The organism is Psychrobacter sp. DAB_AL43B, assembly GCF_900168255.1.
Classification (GTDB): Bacteria; Pseudomonadota; Gammaproteobacteria; order Pseudomonadales; family Moraxellaceae; genus Psychrobacter.
This window is the reverse complement of sequence record NZ_LT799838.1, coordinates 2,479,409-2,495,813: the sequence shown is the minus strand read 5'-3', so window position 1 is coordinate 2,495,813 and position 16,405 is coordinate 2,479,409. Positions and strand designations below refer to the sequence as shown.

Sequence of the window (16,405 nt, the reverse complement as noted above, 5' to 3'; positions counted from 1 at the left end):
TATGAGGCTTTGCGCTAATCTATGCAATTTTTGGTGGTTTATGTGATTAGTAATAATTCGATAGCGTACTACAACTAGGCTGTTGCAATGTATTATTAAAGTTATAAGCCATTAAATAAGTAAGCATCAATAGTTATTTACCGCTTAGAATAGGTGTTTTTATCCCCTGTAAATTGGAAGAAATCATGTCCCTTATGTCCAGCTTCAAAGGCGTTTTAGGCGAAACAGTTATCAATGTTGCCATGTGGCTAAAGCTTGAAAAAGACGTCTATCATCGCCTAAACAATATTACCTTACCATTAGCTAATGGCGGTAGTACCCAGATTGATCATGTCATCGTCTCCGTGTATGGTATTTTTGTGATTGAAACCAAAAACTATAAAGGCTGGATATTTGGCAATGAGAAGCAGAGGCAGTGGACGCAAGTTATTATGGGTCGTAAGTATAAATTCCAAAACCCATTACACCAGAATTATTTACATATTAAGACGCTAGCAGATTTGCTAGAGCTGGAGTTAAACTACTTCCATTCGATGATTGCTTTCATTGGTGAGTGTGAGCTTAAGACTCGTGATGAGTTACCTGAGCACGTATTGACGAGTGGCATAGCATCTTATGTGAAGAAAAAACAAGATAAGTTATTAACCGACGAAGCAGTCGAGGCTATCGTTGAGCAGATTGAAAGCAATAGATTTAACAAATCTTGGAAAACCAATAGGCAGCATAAAGCCTATTTAAAAGACAAGCATAGCCATTCAAATAAGACTTCAAGTAAGAACCCAAATATTAATTCAAGTAATAAGTCAGTTACTAAGCCTACACCTGAGCCAACAAACACAGAAATTGTTAAAAGTAGAGAAGTATTTCGATGGTCTGGTCAAACGGCGGTTGAGCACGTTGATGCACCGATTGCTTCGGCTAGCCATGATCAGCCTATCAATTCTACTAATCTTGCCAACATTCAGCTGACCAATGAGGATATGATTTTTCTCACACCATTCGCTGTTTTAGAACCTGAGCCTAAAATTACTGAACACTCTGTCATTAAGCAGGTTGATAATCCCGCTGTATCGCCTGAGACACCTGCTTGCCCAAAATGTAGCGGTGAGATGGTAAAACGCGTCACGAAAAAAGGTCAGCGCCACGGTCAGCGCTTTTATGGTTGTCGTCAATTTCCAAAATGTCGCGGTGTGATGAACATCGATTAACACTAAATCACCATGTTCAGCTATATTAGCTGAATTTTTTTCATTAACCGCGCATTTTAACAATGTAAGCAACCTTAATCTTGGAAGCAACGTATTTTAAGCAGACACTGGCTCTTTATTCATGTGGTTTGCCTTGATAAGGTCTGCTATTTTTTCGGCAATCATGATAGTCGGTGCATTGGTATTGGCACTGATTAATGTCGGCATTATTGACGCATCAATCACTCGTAATCCACTGACGCCTCGCACCTTTAATTCTAAATCGACCACTGAATCGTTATCTGAACCCATACGGCAAGTTCCGACAGGATGATAGATAGTATCTGATCTATTACGAATATAACCCAGCATGCCGTCTTTTTCGATATAAGGAGCAGGGTAATCCTCGGTAATATATTTGGCCATTGGCGATTCTTGCATGATGGCTCGCGCACGCTCCGCGCCTGCTACCATATACTCTACATCTTTGGGGTTAGAAAGATAGTTTGGATCTATCAATACGGCGTCAGAGGGATTGGCAGAGTCTAGTCTGACCGTACCGCGACTTTCAGGGCGTAGGTAACAGGTGTGACAAGAAACAGCGAAGCCGCGTTTGATATCACGACCATGATTAATGACACGAGAGATGACAAAGTGTAGCTGAGTATTTGGCCATTCTTTTGGATCATCACCGACGCTATAGAATGCGCCCGCTTCCGCATAGTTGGTAGACAAGAGGCCTGTACCATCCTTTCTCCACTGTCGAATGCTTTTGGTTAGGGTTGGAATAGTCGCCATGCCGACCCCGATGACATCGGTGGTATTCACCTCGTAATCAAATACGACGTCCAGATGATCTTGTAGATTACCCCCAACTTCGGGTGCATCTACCACCACATCGATGCCGTGAGACTGCAAATGCTCAGCAGGACCAATACCTGATAACATTAGGACTTTAGGCGAGCCAAAAGCACCGCCTGATAATATTACTTCATGACGTGCCATAATGGTATGTTCAACGCCATCTTTTTCATAGACGACACCAGTCGCTTGTTTGTCTTCAAGGATAACGCGGTTAGCTTGTGCGTGGGTAATAACGGTTAGATTTGGTCGGCTTTGTACCGGATGCAGGTAAGCGGCAGCGGCAGAGCAGCGTTGACCTTGCTTTTCTCCATGAAAATGCGTGACTTGATACAATCCTGCACCGTCTTGTTTTTTGCCATTAAAATCCTCATTACGGTCAAGACCATTGGCAACGGCCGCTTCTACAAATGCTTTTGAGATGTCGCGTGGACTGAGTAAGTCGCTAACATGCAGCGGTCCACTATCACCATGCAGGTCATCGCCACCATGGATATTGTTTTCTGCTTTGATAAAATAGGGTAGCACATCATCAAAACCCCAACCGCTACAGCCTTGTTCAACCCAGTGTTCATAGTCTAGCGCACTGCCGCGCGTATAAATCATCGCGTTAATGGCGGATGAGCCGCCCAAGCATTGCCCACGTGGTTGAAAGCCGCGGCGGTTATTGAGATGCGTTTGCGGCGTGGTATGAAAACACCAATTGTTTAATTTAAGCGGTTTTCCCGGTACCATCAAAATCAGCCCGGCAGGGACACGAATAGCAAGATCTTTACCGTCGCCACCGTATTCTAATAAACAAACGCTGATATCTGGGTTTTCTGTAAGGCGGCTGGCAAGCACACAACCTGCAGAACCACCGCCAACGATGACGTAATCAAAACTTGCTTCAAATTCCATTTTATATTCCTTGTAGCATCCATGCTTATTAAAACGCGCTTGTTAAAATAGGGTACGCTCTACAGTATCTATTATTTTGCTGAAATAACAAAATAAAAATGACTAGAGCGTGTCTTTATCAAAACATAATATAGCAGAACAGTGCGGCGAAGCTAGGTTTACGTTTGTCGTTATTTAATATGATGTTATACCGCACAGACTTCTGAGCGCACAATAAATCGTTTTCCTTCTGGTATCTCAAGTGAGAAGCTCGCACCGCGTCCGTTGACTACATCGATGGTTAAATCGGTATGTTGCCATAGTTTATACTGCGGCTTACCCATATAAAACGGACAGCCAGCGAGCTCACCAATGAGCACGTCTTGACCGCCCACTTTAAACTCGCCTAATGGATAACACATCGGCGAGCTACCATCGCAGCAGCCACCTGATAGGTGAAACATCAACTCCCCATGCTTGGATTTTAATAATTCAATGAGCTCTTTACAAGATTCTGTCGCAGTGACTTTCATAATGATTTCCTTATCATTAAAATATAGCTGTAGAAGGTTTTTTACTTAAAATAATTAGCATAGCTTACGGCTACACTAAATAAGAATAGAAAAAGCCGTATAATTTTCATTCACATCATTTATAACATGTGAGTGAAAACGATACGACTTATGGTTTGTACTTAGTGTGGCCTAAGATAATGTTGGCTTAAGCCAAGGTCATAAGAAAAAACTACATGCTATAGTCAATGACGATGCGACCTTCAATTTTACCATTACGCATACGTTCAAAGATATCATTGATATTCTCAAGTGGTTCAGCGGCAACTGTGGCTTTTACCTTGCCTGCCGCCGCCATATCTAGCGACTCTTGTAAGTCGAGACGAGTACCAACGATCGAGCCACGAATAGTAATCCCGTTCAAAACAGTATCAAAAATTGATACTGGGAACTCACCGGTTGGTAGACCATTACAAACCAAAGTACCGCCGCGTCGTAACATGCCAAGCGCTTGATCAAAAGCTTTTGCAGATACTGCTGTCACTAGTGCACCATGAGCACCGCCTATTTCTTTTTGTAGATACTCAGCAGGGTCAGTGTTTTTTGCATTAACAGTGACTTTTGCGCCCAGTTTTTTAGCAAATGCAAGTTTATCATCATCAATATCGACCGCAGCCACGTTGAGACCCATCGCGATGGCATATTGAACTGCCATATGACCTAGTCCGCCGATACCGGAAATGACGACCCAATCGCCTGGCTTGGTGTCGGTCATTTTAAGACCTTTATAGACAGTGACACCTGCACATAAAACGGGTGCAATCTCAACAGAGTCAACGCTTTCAGGAATAATGCCGACATAGTTTGCATTGGCTAGAACATATTCTGCAAAACTACCGTTAATCGAATAGCCAGAATTTTGCTGCTTCTCGCATAAGGTTTCCCAGCCGCCTAGACAATGCGTACAGTGGCCACAGGCAGAGTACAACCAAGGAACCCCGACGCGGTCGCCTTCTTTGACGTGGGTAACGCCTTCGCCAACAGCGGTTATCAAGCCTACGCCTTCATGTCCAGGAATAAATGGTGGGCTAGGTTTTACTGGCCAGTCTCCTTCAATGGCATGTAAGTCAGTATGACAAACGCCTGATGCTTGCATCTTGACCACAATTTCACCAGCACCTGGTGTCGGAATATCTACTTCTTCAATCTGTAATGGTTGTCCGAACTCATGTAAAACGGCCGCTTTCATTTTATCACTCATTTTACTTTTTCCTCATTACTGTTGCTTAAGTTATAACGCTATGCAAACACCAATTGAGCACTTTATAGTTTTGCCATAAAGTGCTTTCAAAAAGAGGCTTAAAAGAACCCCATCGCTTTAGGACTATAAGAGACCAGCATGTTTTTGGTTTGCTGATAATGATCAAGCATCATTAGATGGTTCTCGCGACCAATACCAGACTGCTTATAACCGCCAAACGCTGAATGCGCAGGATAGAGGTGATAGCAGTTGGTCCAAACGCGACCGGCTTTAATGCCACGACCGAAACGATAAGCGCGAGTGCCGTTACGTGTCCATACGCCAGCACCAAGACCATACAAGGTGTCATTAGCGATAGCCATTGCTTCTTCATCGTCTTTAAAAGTAGTGACGGCAAGCACAGGACCAAAGATTTCTTCTTGGAATACACGCATATCATTGGTGCCTTCAAAGATGGTTGGCTGTACATAATAACCGTTTGCCATATCCCCATCATGTTTGGCGAGCTCACCACCTACTAGGACTTTTGCACCTTCTTTTTTACCAATATCCAGATAAGATAGGATTTTTTCTAGCTGATCAGAGCTGGCTTGGGCACCGATCATGGTTTCTGTATCGAGCGGATTACCCATTTTTATGGCTTTAACGCGGGCGATACAGCGTTTCATAAATTCATCATAGATGCTTTCGTGAACGAGGGCGCGTGACGGGCAAGTACATACCTCACCTTGGTTCAGCGCAAACATAACCAAGCCTTCAACCGCTTTATCTAAGAAGTCATCGTCTTCATCCATGATGTCGGCAAAGAAAATGTTTGGACTCTTCCCACCAAGCTCTAGCGTTACTGGAATGATATTTTCACTGGCGTATTGCATAATTAAGCGGCCAGTGGTGGTCTCACCAGTAAAGGAAACTTTATCGATACGAGGGTTGGAAGCGATTGGCTTACCGGCTTCAACACCGAAGCCGTTAACGACGTTCAGTACGCCTTTAGGTAGAATGTCCGCGGTGCCTATTAAGTCAAGCATGTACAAAATAGAAGCAGGGGTTTGCTCGGCAGGCTTGAGGACGACACAGTTACCAGCTGCAAGGGCAGGAGCAATTTTCCAAATCGCCATTAAAATAGGGAAGTTCCAAGGAATGATTTGACCGACGACACCTAGAGGTTCATGAAAATGATAGGCAACCGTATCTTCATCAATTTGGCTGATGCCACCTTCTTGCGCGCGGATAACGCCAGCGAAGTAACGTAAATGGTCAATTGCGATTGGAATATCAGCGGCAAGGGTTTCACGTACAGGTTTACCGTTTTCATAGCTCTCGGCGATAGCGATTGCCTCTAAATTGGCTTCGATACCATCGGCAAGCTTGAGCAACATCTTGGAGCGTTCGGCGACACTGGTTTTGCCCCAAGCGTCTTTGGCGGCATGAGCGGCATCTAGCGCTGCTTCGATATCAGCAGCTTTAGAGCGCGCAACTTGACAGAATACTTTACCGTCGATTGGACTCGAGTTATCAAAGTACTCACCATCGATTGGCGCAACCCACTCACCATTGATAAAGTTATCATATTTTTTGCGGAATTGGACGGGACTGTTTTCAGTATTGGGATAGGCGTATAACATTAACGACTCCTTGTTGTGTATTATGGCTATTTAAGAATAAATGACTTAAGAATAAATGTCTGGTCGTCCTGACCAAGCTACCACTCTATCGTACTGAGCTTTAAGGCAGAGTGATAATGACTTTTTATAATGATATATTTTGTATCACATAACTTAAAGTTATGTGAGGTGTTGTGGTTAAAGTGGTTTGCAAAACGGATGTAGCTGCTATAATTGTGGTCAAATACTTTTAGCTCGTTATGGTTATCTTTTTAATCATGGCAGCTTTCTTTTCTTATACTATTGGTTGGTTTGGATATATGCGTCAATCTTCTGCTCTTGATATCTTAAAAACGGGTCAAAATGTCTTTTTGACTGGCTCAGCAGGTTCAGGTAAGACTTATACTCTCAACCAATATATTGATTACCTGCGCGCACGCCGTGTGCCTGTTGCCGTCACCGCCAGTACTGGAATCGCCGCGACGCATATGAACGGCACCACCATTCATAGCTGGTCGGGTATCGGTATCAAAGATGAGCTGTCTGACCGTGATTTGAGCAATTTATCGCGTAAGCAGTTTTTGGCGGACCGATTAAAAGATACGGCAGTACTTATCATCGATGAGATATCGATGCTGCATGCCAAGCAGATTAATCTGGTCAGCCAAGTGCTTAAGCATGTGCGTAAGAATGATAAAGCCTTTGGTGGGATTCAAGTGGTGGTGGCAGGGGACTTTTTTCAGTTACCACCGATTGGTAGTAAGGGCGAGAGCAATCGTGAGAAGTTTGCCTTTATGTCTGAGGCGTGGCTCGATGCCAAGTTTCATATTTGCTATTTATCCGAGCAACATCGTCAAGTGAGCGAAGCGGCCAATGGCGGGCTTGATTTGGACGATATTCTGAATCAAATCCGCCGTCAAGAAGTGACCTTTGAAGCGATAGCTGCTCTAGAAGCTACTTACGATCAAGATGTTGATATCAAACGCACACGGCTATACACACATAATCTCAACGTTAATAAAATTAATGATAAAGAGTTGGCGGCGTTATCTGGTGAGATGATGCGCTTTGAAGCCACGTCTGTTGGTGACACTAAGCTGGTTGAGACACTAAAAAAGACCGTACGTACTCAAGATGACTTGACTCTCAAAGTTGGCTCAAAGGTGATGTTTATTAAAAACAATACCGAACTTGGCGTGTCCAACGGCACCATGGGTGAGTTGATTGGTTTTGCTGCCGTCAAAGTTGATGACAGTAAAGACAATAGTGATGATTTAATTGAAGACGATGATGACAGTACTGATACAGTTAAAGATAATAAAAGCGCAAAAGAAAAAGCCAAAAAAGATAAAGAGAAGCCAAAAGCTAAAAAGCCAACGACACAAAAAATGCCAGTGGTTAGGCTCAATTCAGGACGCGAGGTTATTGCTGAGCCTGAAGAGTGGATCATCGAAGATGAAACGGGTGAAGTGCTGGCGAGCTATGAGCAAGTGCCATTATGTCTGGCTTGGGCAATTACCATTCATAAGTCGCAAGGTATGACGCTTGATGCCGCTGAAATTGACTTGTCACGTACCTTTGAGCTTGGGCAGGGTTATGTGGCATTATCACGACTTAAGTCGCTGGCAGGCTTACAGCTGCTCGGTATGAATGACATGAGCTTGCAGCTTGATCCACTAGCGCGCGGTGCGGATAAGCGCTTTTTAGCGCTGTCTGATGAAGCGGATGCAAATTATGCGATGCTTGATGAAGAGAGCATGACGCAATCACATGAGAAATTCATTCTTAAATCAGGCGGTACATTAAGCAAGTCAATAATTGATGCCTACGCTAACCTACAAAAAAAGCGCCGCGAACAGCAGCAAGCTCAAATAGATAAAAAACAGAAATTGGGCAATCAAGTTTCTGATAAGTCGGACAGTACATTATTAGCGACGCGGCTGTTATTAGAGGAAAGCTTGTCTATTGCGGAAATTTCTCAAGCACGGCAGCTTTCACAATCAACGATTATGCGCCATATTGGTGACTTAAAATCTCAAGATCCAAGCTTGGCTTGTGATCATCTGCGTCCAGAGGACGAGGTAATGACGGCGGTTGGCAATGCCTATGTGGCAATTAAAGTCGCTAATAATCCAAACGACTTTAATGATGATGGCAGTATTAAGCTGCGTCCGATATATGATCATCTAAAGCAGAGTATTGACTATAATACGATTCGCTTGGCACTGATTTTTATTACGCCATAGCATTTAACAAATCATTTGTATAAGAAGTCTTAAGTTCCGTTAGTATTCTATTGGTTGTACTCCATTTTAGCGTTGAACTTGCAGCGCTCAATTCTTTTTTATATCTTATAGCGATAATTTGTTATGCCTGATTTTTCTAGTGCTACTTACCGTTTGACATCTAACCCTGCTACAGCAGGGTTTCATACGACCAGTGACCAGACTCAGCCTTTACGAGTGGCTATCAATGGTTTTGGTCGCATTGGACGTAATGTATTGCGCGCGTTATTAGAGCGCTTTGAGGTACTAGGACGTGCCATTCATGTGGTGGCGATTAATGATTTGGCGCCGGCTGAGACGTTATTGCATCTACTCAGGTTTGATAGTACACATGGACGCTTGAGTCGATTGGGCGTTACTGCTGATATCGTACAAGATGGCATCACCGATCGTCAGCAAAAACCCTGTGCAGCGGCAGAAAACGACATTCAGCTGTGCTTGACCAAAAACAACCTCACTTACTGCATCCGTTTATTATCAAGAGAAAACCCGACAACACTGCCATGGAAAGATTTGCAGGTCGATGTGGTGCTTGAGTGTACCGGACATTATCGCTCATACGAGCAGGCAAGTTTGCACATAGAGGCGGGTGCTAAACAAGTAATTATCGGTGCGGCTCCCTTTGACCATGTCGATGCTTGTATCGTGATGGGCGTCAATAGCGACACATTGACGCGTGATTTGCCGATTATATCGAGCGTCTCTTGTACCACGCAAGCATTGGTACCGCTGATTGATACCCTTGAGAAGGCGTTTGGCGTCAAGTCCGCGATGATGACTGAAATTCATGCAGTGACTGCTGATCAAACTGTGCTAGATCAAGCGCATCGTGACTTAAGGCGTGCGCGAGCCTCCGGTTATAATATTATTCCTACGACTTCAAGCAGTATCGCTGCTACGGAGCGCGTGCTGCCTAATATGGTAGGTAAGATAAATGGTCACTCTATCCGCGTGCCAACCATTGATGTGGCGGCCATTGATGTGACTTTCGTGTTCGATACGCCAAACGTTAGTATTGAGGCTATTAGAGACGCATTAAAAACTGCCACTGAGGGTAGTTTGATAAATATTATGGCTTATACCGATGAGCCATTGGTTTCAAGTGACTTTATTCATCAGACTGAATCGCTCATCATTGATGGTCAACAGCTGATGCAAGTAGGTGAACAGCATAAGGTTTTTGCTTGGTATGACAATGAATGGGGCTATGCCAATCGCATGCTAGATATGTGCTTGCATCTTGCCTCAAGCAAGTCTTAGACAAGAAATTAAAAGCTATTAATAAATTAATTTAACTTTTTTAAGATTACTGCTTGCATTCTCATTTCAGATCGCTATAATGATGCACAAATGGAGACGTGGCAGAGCGGTTGAATGCACCGGTCTTGAAAACCGACAAGGGTTCATAGCCCTTCGAGAGTTCGAATCTCTCCGTCTCCGCCAAATTCGAAAAGCCCCAATCAGCAATGATTGGGGCTTTTTTTATGTTTTAAAAATGGTATTTATATAGAGTGAATATTTATAGTCATTGGTTTCATGTTTTTTTGGATGAGCTGATTATATTTATAAAAAACTTGGGTGTTACAAAAATTGTGAGAATCAAGAATTAAATAGTTAGTATATATGTACTTATATGAATATAATGAGATTGTCGTTTAATATATTTAATATTACCTTGTCGTTAAATAACCTGAGGATACTCCAATGAAGAAAATAGCGCTGTATTTATTAGCTGGCACTGTCCTTTTAGGTTGTGGCGGCGACGATTCAGATTCCAACTCTACTACTAACCCTAACCCTAATCCTGACCCGACACAGACTGTTACACTAATGCCAGGTTTCTATGAAGGTACTGACGATGAAGATGAGCTTTTATATGGTCTAGTGGATGATGATAGGAAGTTATGGATTACCTATATAGAAATTCTTCAACCAAGTGGTGATGAGAATCTTGCTGGTTTCATGAAGACTAATGAGTCAGTATTACTTAATAATGATAAATTTACAGCATTAGGAAAAAATTATTCCTATGATGGTAGCAATTCTCGCAGTTCAAGCGATATTACGATTACAGGTAATTATAAAGCAAGCGCTATTAGCGGTACGTTTTTCGAGCAGCCCTCAAATCCCATAAGCTATAATCTAAAATTCGATACCTCAGCCTTTAAAAAACATACCTTTACTCAGATTGATAATAAAACATTTACAGGTCCTTTAAATGTGACTAGTAGTACAGGGACGACTGCGGCAACGCTTATCTTTACGAATAATGGTAGTTTTACGGGTAGTGATAGCCAAGGTTGTACTATAACAGGCAAATTTACCCCAGCTGCTTCAGGACGATACTACATAAGCACTGTTGTTTTTGGTCAAATTAACTGCGCTGCTGCGGGTGAAACTTTGACAGGAGTATCAATACTGGACGATAGCGACGACAATCTAGCCCTTAGTGCGACTAATAATACTGGTAGAGGTATGTTTTTCGGTAGTTAGCGTGATTAAATACTAAGATGTAATTTGAGAGCTTTGTCAGCTTAGCAAAAAGCCCCAATCAGCAATGATTGGGGCTTTTTTTATGATGCTTTTTATAAATCCTCTGAATCATATTTCTTATTTTATTAACGACTCATCAAACTCAATTTCCTGTCCATCTGCTAAAACCAGCTTACCTTCACTAATAACGATACTTAACCCTGTGTTGTTTTTAATGGCACGCATGACATTGATATCTTCAATACTACTGTCGATTATTATTTTACCAGATTGTTCTGGTGCGATTGGTGGATCGAACTGCGTCAATGGCACATTAAAGCTTTTGCTTTTGGTCAGCCGTTTTTCTTTCATGGTCAGTGTGCCTTTGAAGCTTTCGATAGCCACTTTGCCATGATTTGAAAGCATAAAGTGGAGCTTCACTTGGTTTAAGCTATCGCTATCGCTAGTTTTGACCGGCAGTAGGGCGATTGGATAATTTTGGACATTAGCACTTTCAGCATGTTGACTGGTCACAATCGAACTTTTTTTACCCGTTGGATTGTTTGGATGTCGGCGCTCATATTCGCGCTGTTGTACCAAAGCTTGCTTAATGGTGATACGCGGCATAGCACCTGATTCATAAGCACCGCTGAGTTTCATACGCAGCATATAGCGGCTTAAAAGCTGCCTATCACCTTCAGGTAAACGCTCAAACGTAGCTCCCAGTTTCTTTTGCCATTGATCAGAGTTGGTCGGTATGGTCTGCTTAGTGGGGTCAGTTTGCGGCTGTGAGCAGCCATTGATGACAGGCAGCATCGCTAAAGTTAGCGTCAAGAACATAGCTTTATTTAAACGTTTATATAAACCAATCATCTGATACCTCCTTGTAAACCTGTATAGAGAGTAATGTCTGCTATCTTAATCTATCGCGTCTAAGGGTTGTGTATGTTTATTTATCGATAAATATAATCTTAGGTTTTTGAGATGCGGCTTTGTGAGGTAAGAAGTTTTGAAGTAGAATCACTTAGGATAGTGACAAATGAATTTTTTAAAAAAGAGCAGCGGGTTTCGCAAGTGAATCAAGTCCAAGATATTATTGCGGGTTGCAAAAAAAAGACCAAGCGCCGTTAGGCTAACTTAGTCTTTATTAATATTGACAGCATTGATTGCTTAAACGTTTAAAAGCTACTTATTGTCTTGTAGCTCAGACAATGGATGGGTGATATTGTTATTATGGGTGACGACAATCGCCTCATCAATAATGCGTTGGCTCACACCTTTTTTGCGCAATGTCTCAATAAAAACCTCATCATGTGCGAGCGTATAATCTTGATGATCGCGATCGAGACCTTGACGAATATACAGTCGAATCAAACCTTGAATACGCTTAAAGCCGAGCTCTGATGCAGTTGCTGTTAAAAGCTCAATCATCTCTTCAGATAGGCGAATGCTGACAGGGCGCATGATTTTTTGCGGATGATCAGAAAACTTATTTTTTATACGTACAGGTATCATAATAAACCATTACTATTAGTGAGTAGGGATAAAGCACTCAAGCAAAGCCGACTTGGTTACATCTGCCTTTACCATACAACAAAAGTAGCTAAAAGGACACCGTAGCCGCATTAATAACCATATTAATCGTGCAACGGTAAAAGCCAAAAATGTCAACCATAAAAAAACCTCCATCAAATGAATGATGAAGGTTTTTAGTATATGGCTCTCCAACCTGGGCTCGAACCAGGGACACACGGATTAACAGTCCGTTGCTCTACCAACTGAGCTATTGGAGAATAGATGGTCATAACGACAAGTTTTACAAAGGCTTTAATAAGCACAATTGCTTGTCTTGTTTGCGTTATGTGGGGCACATTTTAGCCAAGTAGCTACAGGCTGTCAACCTTATTATGAGATTAATTATAAATATAGTCGTAATCCATCCAAAATCAGCGGTTATGGCGTTGAAAGTCGGTATCCTATTGCATGGTTTTATGAAATACGCCAGCAATGCCACAGACAGACAGACAGACAATACAAAATAAAATTAATATGCCGATAATCACCTGCTACTGCTATCCTTTTGAGAGTGTATCGACTATATCGTTTATTTGAAAATAAAAACCATCGCTGCATAATAGAACGGGCATTATCTATCAGAGCAAAAAAATATTAATAACGTACAATGTAAAAGGTAGAACGTAAAGGATAAAAAAGTGACCACATTAAAATATATTGCTCATTATTCTGAGCAAATTCAAAGCCAAGCCGCTATGCTCATTAGTAGTGGCAGATTAGGCGATTATCTGGATAAAAATTATCCAGATAGACACCAGATACAAAGCGACAAAGCGCTATACCAGTATATTAATGATATAAAAAGTCAGTATATGCGTAAAAGTAACTCGCTGACCCAAGTGACTTATAATAGTAAGCTTACCGTGCTCAAACATGCACTGGGTATTCATACTTATCAGTCTCGCGTGCAAGGCAGTAAACTCAAATCACATAATAGCATCACGGTGGCAAGCTTGTTCAAAGAAGCGCCGCCTGAGTTTTTGCGTATGATTGTCGTGCATGAGTTAGCACATTTTAAAGAGCAAGAGCATAACAAGGCTTTTTATCAGCTGTGCTGTCATATGGAACCGGACTATCATCAGTTGGAGCTGGATACGCGTTTGTGGTTACATTGGCGTGAGCAGTAATTTAGCTTGTTTATCATAATAAGACGGTTTTAAAAGTAGGATAAGCTATGAGTGCGTCAGCACAGCAAGAGGGTTTTGGCAGTAAGAAAGCATGGATTATTCCTTTGCTTTGTTTATTGGCAGGCGGCGCCTTAATCGGCATTTCTACCAATTTAGCAAAATATGCAGGCGAGATTGGTTTGACGCCACTGGCATTTCTCTTTTGGTCGATCACGGGTGCTGCGTTCATTTTGTTCACTTATGCGCTTCTACGCCACGAGTTACCACCTTTAAATAAGCCCATTCTCAGGTATTATTCGATTGCAGCATTAGTCAGTATTGCAGCTTCCAACTTAATATTTTTCTCAGCGATTCCGCATGTTGGTGCAGGTTTTGTTGCTTTAATTATCTCCTTGCCGCCGCTCCTTACTTATCTTGCAGCAATCGTACTTCGGATAGAGCAATTTACCAAGCTTCGCGCGCTTGGCGTGGTCGCGGCTCTTGCTGGGGCAGGGGTATTGGCGGCACGTAAGTTTTCTGCATCAGATGCGAATGTGTTTTGGATTGTTCTTACTCTTTGTGGTCCTGTTTTGCTGGCCATTGGCAATATCTATCGAACGTTGTATTGGCCAAAGAATCTCTCTGCCACCGCGCTCGCTCCCGGTATGCTGATAGCCGCTTCAGGGTTACTTGGCCTAGTCAGTATCATTCCTAGTTACTCACTTACTGTTCCGATAGCCGAGCTTTTACCGCTTGGTTTAATCATCGTGCAAGCGTTCGTCTTTGCTGGTCAGTTTTTACTACTGTTTTTACTACAAAAAACGGGTGGTCCAGTGTTGTTGAGCTTATTAGGCTCGGTAGGAGCAGTTGTCGGTGTACCTGTCGCTATTTTCTTACAAGGCGAAACCCCACCAGAAGGGCTGTTTTTAGGTGCTTCATTGATAGCGCTCGGTGTGATATTGGTCACCTATGGTGGGGTGAAAATGACGGAATCACCGACAGAGGAAATATAAGATAATGATAGAGAAGATTAATAATAATCTACTCGGTAAAATATGGACGATGTCATACATGGTTTAATATTTGGTAAATTAAATATCGTTCATCTTCTTAATGGGATTTGGTTGAAACAACGACTTCGAAATAGGCTGTTTAATAGCAGTCGATTGACCATAAGTCTATTTGTTAGATAAAAAATCACGTTAATAGAGTAGCGCTTTAAGATGTATATTTGTATCGATACATTGACTAGATAAGAGCACTGGCATAGTATCGAGTATCAAGATATTCTACATAGTGTTATAAATAAGGGTGAAAATTATGTCAAATAATTCTTTAAATAACAAAGATATGGATAGTGATCTATTAGAATCTTCTAAGAAAAATACTCTAGATTCTGACAAGAAGGATAAGTCTGACAAGAAGGACAAGTCTGACAAGAAGGACAAGTCTGACAAGAAAGATAAATCTGACAAGAAAGATAAATCTGACAAGAAGGACAAATCTGACAAGAAAGATAAATCTGACAAGAAAGATAAATCTGATAAGAAAGATAAGTCTGATAAGAAAGATAAGTCTGATAAGAAAGATAAGTCTGATAAGAAGGATAAATCTGACAAGAAAGATAAATCTGACAAGAAAGATAAATCTGACAAGAAAGATAAATCTGACAAGAAAGATAAATCTGACAAGAAAGATAAATCTGACAAGAAAGATAAATCTGACAAGAAAGATAAATCTGACAAGAAAGATAAATCTGACAAGAAAGATAAGTCTGACAAGAAAAAACAAGCTAAAAAGAAGAATGAAAAATGAGTCTGAAGTCTGTGAAAAAGCTATTAATGTAATGTTTATTAGGTTCTTGGATGATAAAACCCTAAAGAGTCGGAAGCTAATGTAAAAGAAAACGGCAATAATACCGCTGACAATAAAGAAGAGTTACCAACGCATGACAGACCAATCAGAAATCTGATTATTAGCTTAACAAGTAAATATCATTGTGTTATCAATCCAATTCTAGACGTTAAAATTAAGCGTTTATAGTTGGATTTTTTATTGTCATTTTTTGGATATGCTCTAAAAAACTTCGATTGTTCCTATCATTTAAAATTATGACAATAAAAAAGTAGTGGGGGTATTTCATCTTAAAAAACCAACCTGATGAATACGTTAGGCTTTTATATGCATGAAACTGACCAAGCAGATTAATGGACACGGCTTTTTAAACAAGGTAAGCACACCTATATTAGGTGTGCTTATATCATCGGCAGCAGAGCTTGTTTTAGGCTTCTTTCTTCACGCTTTTCTTTAAGCTCTTTTTCAAAAAATGGTCAAATATAAACGGGCCAAACGGTAAGAATGAGCCAAGTACGCCCGCTGGTATGGCCCAGAGAGGCATTTTTATTCTGATAGCAGCGCCCATAAGTACCACGATGTAGGCGATGAATAATATACCGTGTGCCATACCGATGTATTTCACCCCTTCTGAGATGCCCATCATGTATTTTAGGGGCATGGCGATACCGATCAATAATAAAAAAGAAGTGCCTTCTAGGTAACCCATAATCGTGAGGTTTTTTAACGTGGTGTTTTGTTCTTTTCTAAGATTGAGCACTTGCTTGATATTTGGCTGAGCTTGAGACACGGTATTTTCCTTTTATGGT

At 41.5% G+C, this 16,405-nt stretch carries 14 protein-coding genes and 2 tRNA genes; 8 read left to right on the top strand and 8 right to left on the bottom strand.

The features are described from left to right. Positions 1–185: 185 nt before the first annotated feature. Entirely contained in the window at positions 186–1,208 is a 1,023-nt protein-coding gene (locus DABAL43B_RS10590) for an NERD domain-containing protein (protein ID WP_079692333.1), read from the top strand. A 96-nt stretch (positions 1,209–1,304) separates the two neighbouring features. On the opposite strand, the gene DABAL43B_RS10585 is transcribed toward DABAL43B_RS10590, so the two are convergent. The 4 genes from DABAL43B_RS10585 to DABAL43B_RS10570 form a co-directional block, all read right to left on the bottom strand. Continuing rightward, positions 1,305–2,948 (bottom strand): GMC family oxidoreductase, encoded by a 1,644-nt coding sequence (locus DABAL43B_RS10585; protein ID WP_079692332.1) that lies wholly within the window; start codon positions 2,946–2,948, stop codon positions 1,305–1,307. Between the two features lie 185 nt (positions 2,949–3,133). After that, positions 3,134–3,460, bottom strand: coding sequence for a DUF779 domain-containing protein (locus DABAL43B_RS10580; RefSeq protein WP_079692331.1), 327 nt, complete (start codon positions 3,458–3,460; stop codon positions 3,134–3,136). A 211-nt stretch (positions 3,461–3,671) separates the two neighbouring features. Continuing rightward, on the bottom strand, positions 3,672–4,700 hold the full coding sequence (adhP, locus tag DABAL43B_RS10575; RefSeq protein ID WP_079692330.1) for an alcohol dehydrogenase AdhP: 1,029 nt from the start codon (positions 4,698–4,700) through the stop codon (positions 3,672–3,674). 98 nt (positions 4,701–4,798) lie between these two features. Continuing rightward, the gene (locus tag DABAL43B_RS10570) at positions 4,799–6,325 is read right to left on the bottom strand and encodes an aldehyde dehydrogenase family protein (RefSeq protein WP_079692329.1); all 1,527 of its coding nucleotides are present in this window, start codon (positions 6,323–6,325) and stop codon (positions 4,799–4,801) included. Between the two features lie 299 nt (positions 6,326–6,624). Here DABAL43B_RS10570 and DABAL43B_RS10565 point away from each other — a divergent pair, with 299 nt between their 5' ends. The 4 genes from DABAL43B_RS10565 (at position 6,625) to DABAL43B_RS10550 (ending at position 11,082) form a co-directional block, all read left to right on the top strand. After that, the gene (locus tag DABAL43B_RS10565; RefSeq protein ID WP_079693098.1) at positions 6,625–8,550 is read left to right on the top strand and encodes an AAA family ATPase; all 1,926 of its coding nucleotides are present in this window, start codon (positions 6,625–6,627) and stop codon (positions 8,548–8,550) included. A gap of 123 nt (positions 8,551–8,673) precedes the next feature. Further along, complete coding sequence (locus DABAL43B_RS10560; protein WP_079692328.1) at positions 8,674–9,849, top strand: type I glyceraldehyde-3-phosphate dehydrogenase; 1,176 nt, start codon at positions 8,674–8,676, stop codon at positions 9,847–9,849. Positions 9,850–9,941: 92 nt separating this feature from the next. Continuing rightward, positions 9,942–10,032, top strand: a tRNA-Ser gene (locus DABAL43B_RS10555). Positions 10,033–10,293: 261 nt separating this feature from the next. Continuing rightward, positions 10,294–11,082 carry a hypothetical protein gene (locus tag DABAL43B_RS10550; RefSeq protein ID WP_079692327.1) on the top strand — a complete coding sequence of 263 codons (789 nt, stop codon included), beginning with the start codon at positions 10,294–10,296 and terminating at the stop codon, positions 11,080–11,082. A 117-nt stretch (positions 11,083–11,199) separates the two neighbouring features. On the opposite strand, the gene DABAL43B_RS10545 is transcribed toward DABAL43B_RS10550, so the two are convergent. The 3 genes from DABAL43B_RS10545 to DABAL43B_RS10535 form a co-directional block, all read right to left on the bottom strand. After that, on the bottom strand, positions 11,200–11,934 hold the full coding sequence (locus tag DABAL43B_RS10545; protein WP_227516677.1) for a hypothetical protein: 735 nt from the start codon (positions 11,932–11,934) through the stop codon (positions 11,200–11,202). A gap of 312 nt (positions 11,935–12,246) precedes the next feature. Further along, on the bottom strand, positions 12,247–12,576 hold the full coding sequence (locus DABAL43B_RS10540) for a CopG family transcriptional regulator (protein ID WP_079692326.1): 330 nt from the start codon (positions 12,574–12,576) through the stop codon (positions 12,247–12,249). Positions 12,577–12,778: 202 nt separating this feature from the next. Further along, positions 12,779–12,854 (bottom strand) — tRNA-Asn (locus DABAL43B_RS10535). Between the two features lie 420 nt (positions 12,855–13,274). On the opposite strand from DABAL43B_RS10535, the gene DABAL43B_RS10530 reads away from it, so the two are divergent. The 3 genes from DABAL43B_RS10530 to DABAL43B_RS10520 all read left to right on the top strand — a co-directional run bounded on the left by DABAL43B_RS10530 (position 13,275) and on the right by DABAL43B_RS10520 (position 15,557). Further along, positions 13,275–13,763, top strand: a complete 489-nt coding sequence (locus DABAL43B_RS10530) for a M48 family metallopeptidase (RefSeq protein ID WP_079692325.1) — start codon at positions 13,275–13,277, stop codon at positions 13,761–13,763. Positions 13,764–13,810: 47 nt separating this feature from the next. Then, the gene (locus DABAL43B_RS10525) at positions 13,811–14,755 is read left to right on the top strand and encodes a DMT family transporter (RefSeq protein ID WP_079692324.1); all 945 of its coding nucleotides are present in this window, start codon (positions 13,811–13,813) and stop codon (positions 14,753–14,755) included. A gap of 307 nt (positions 14,756–15,062) precedes the next feature. Beyond that, entirely contained in the window at positions 15,063–15,557 is a 495-nt protein-coding gene (locus DABAL43B_RS10520) for a hypothetical protein (protein ID WP_079692323.1), read from the top strand. Between the two features lie 466 nt (positions 15,558–16,023). Here DABAL43B_RS10520 and DABAL43B_RS10515 read toward each other — a convergent pair whose 3' ends face one another. Beyond that, positions 16,024–16,386, bottom strand: coding sequence for a DUF3817 domain-containing protein (locus DABAL43B_RS10515; RefSeq protein WP_079692322.1), 363 nt, complete (start codon positions 16,384–16,386; stop codon positions 16,024–16,026). Positions 16,387–16,405 lie beyond the last annotated feature (19 nt).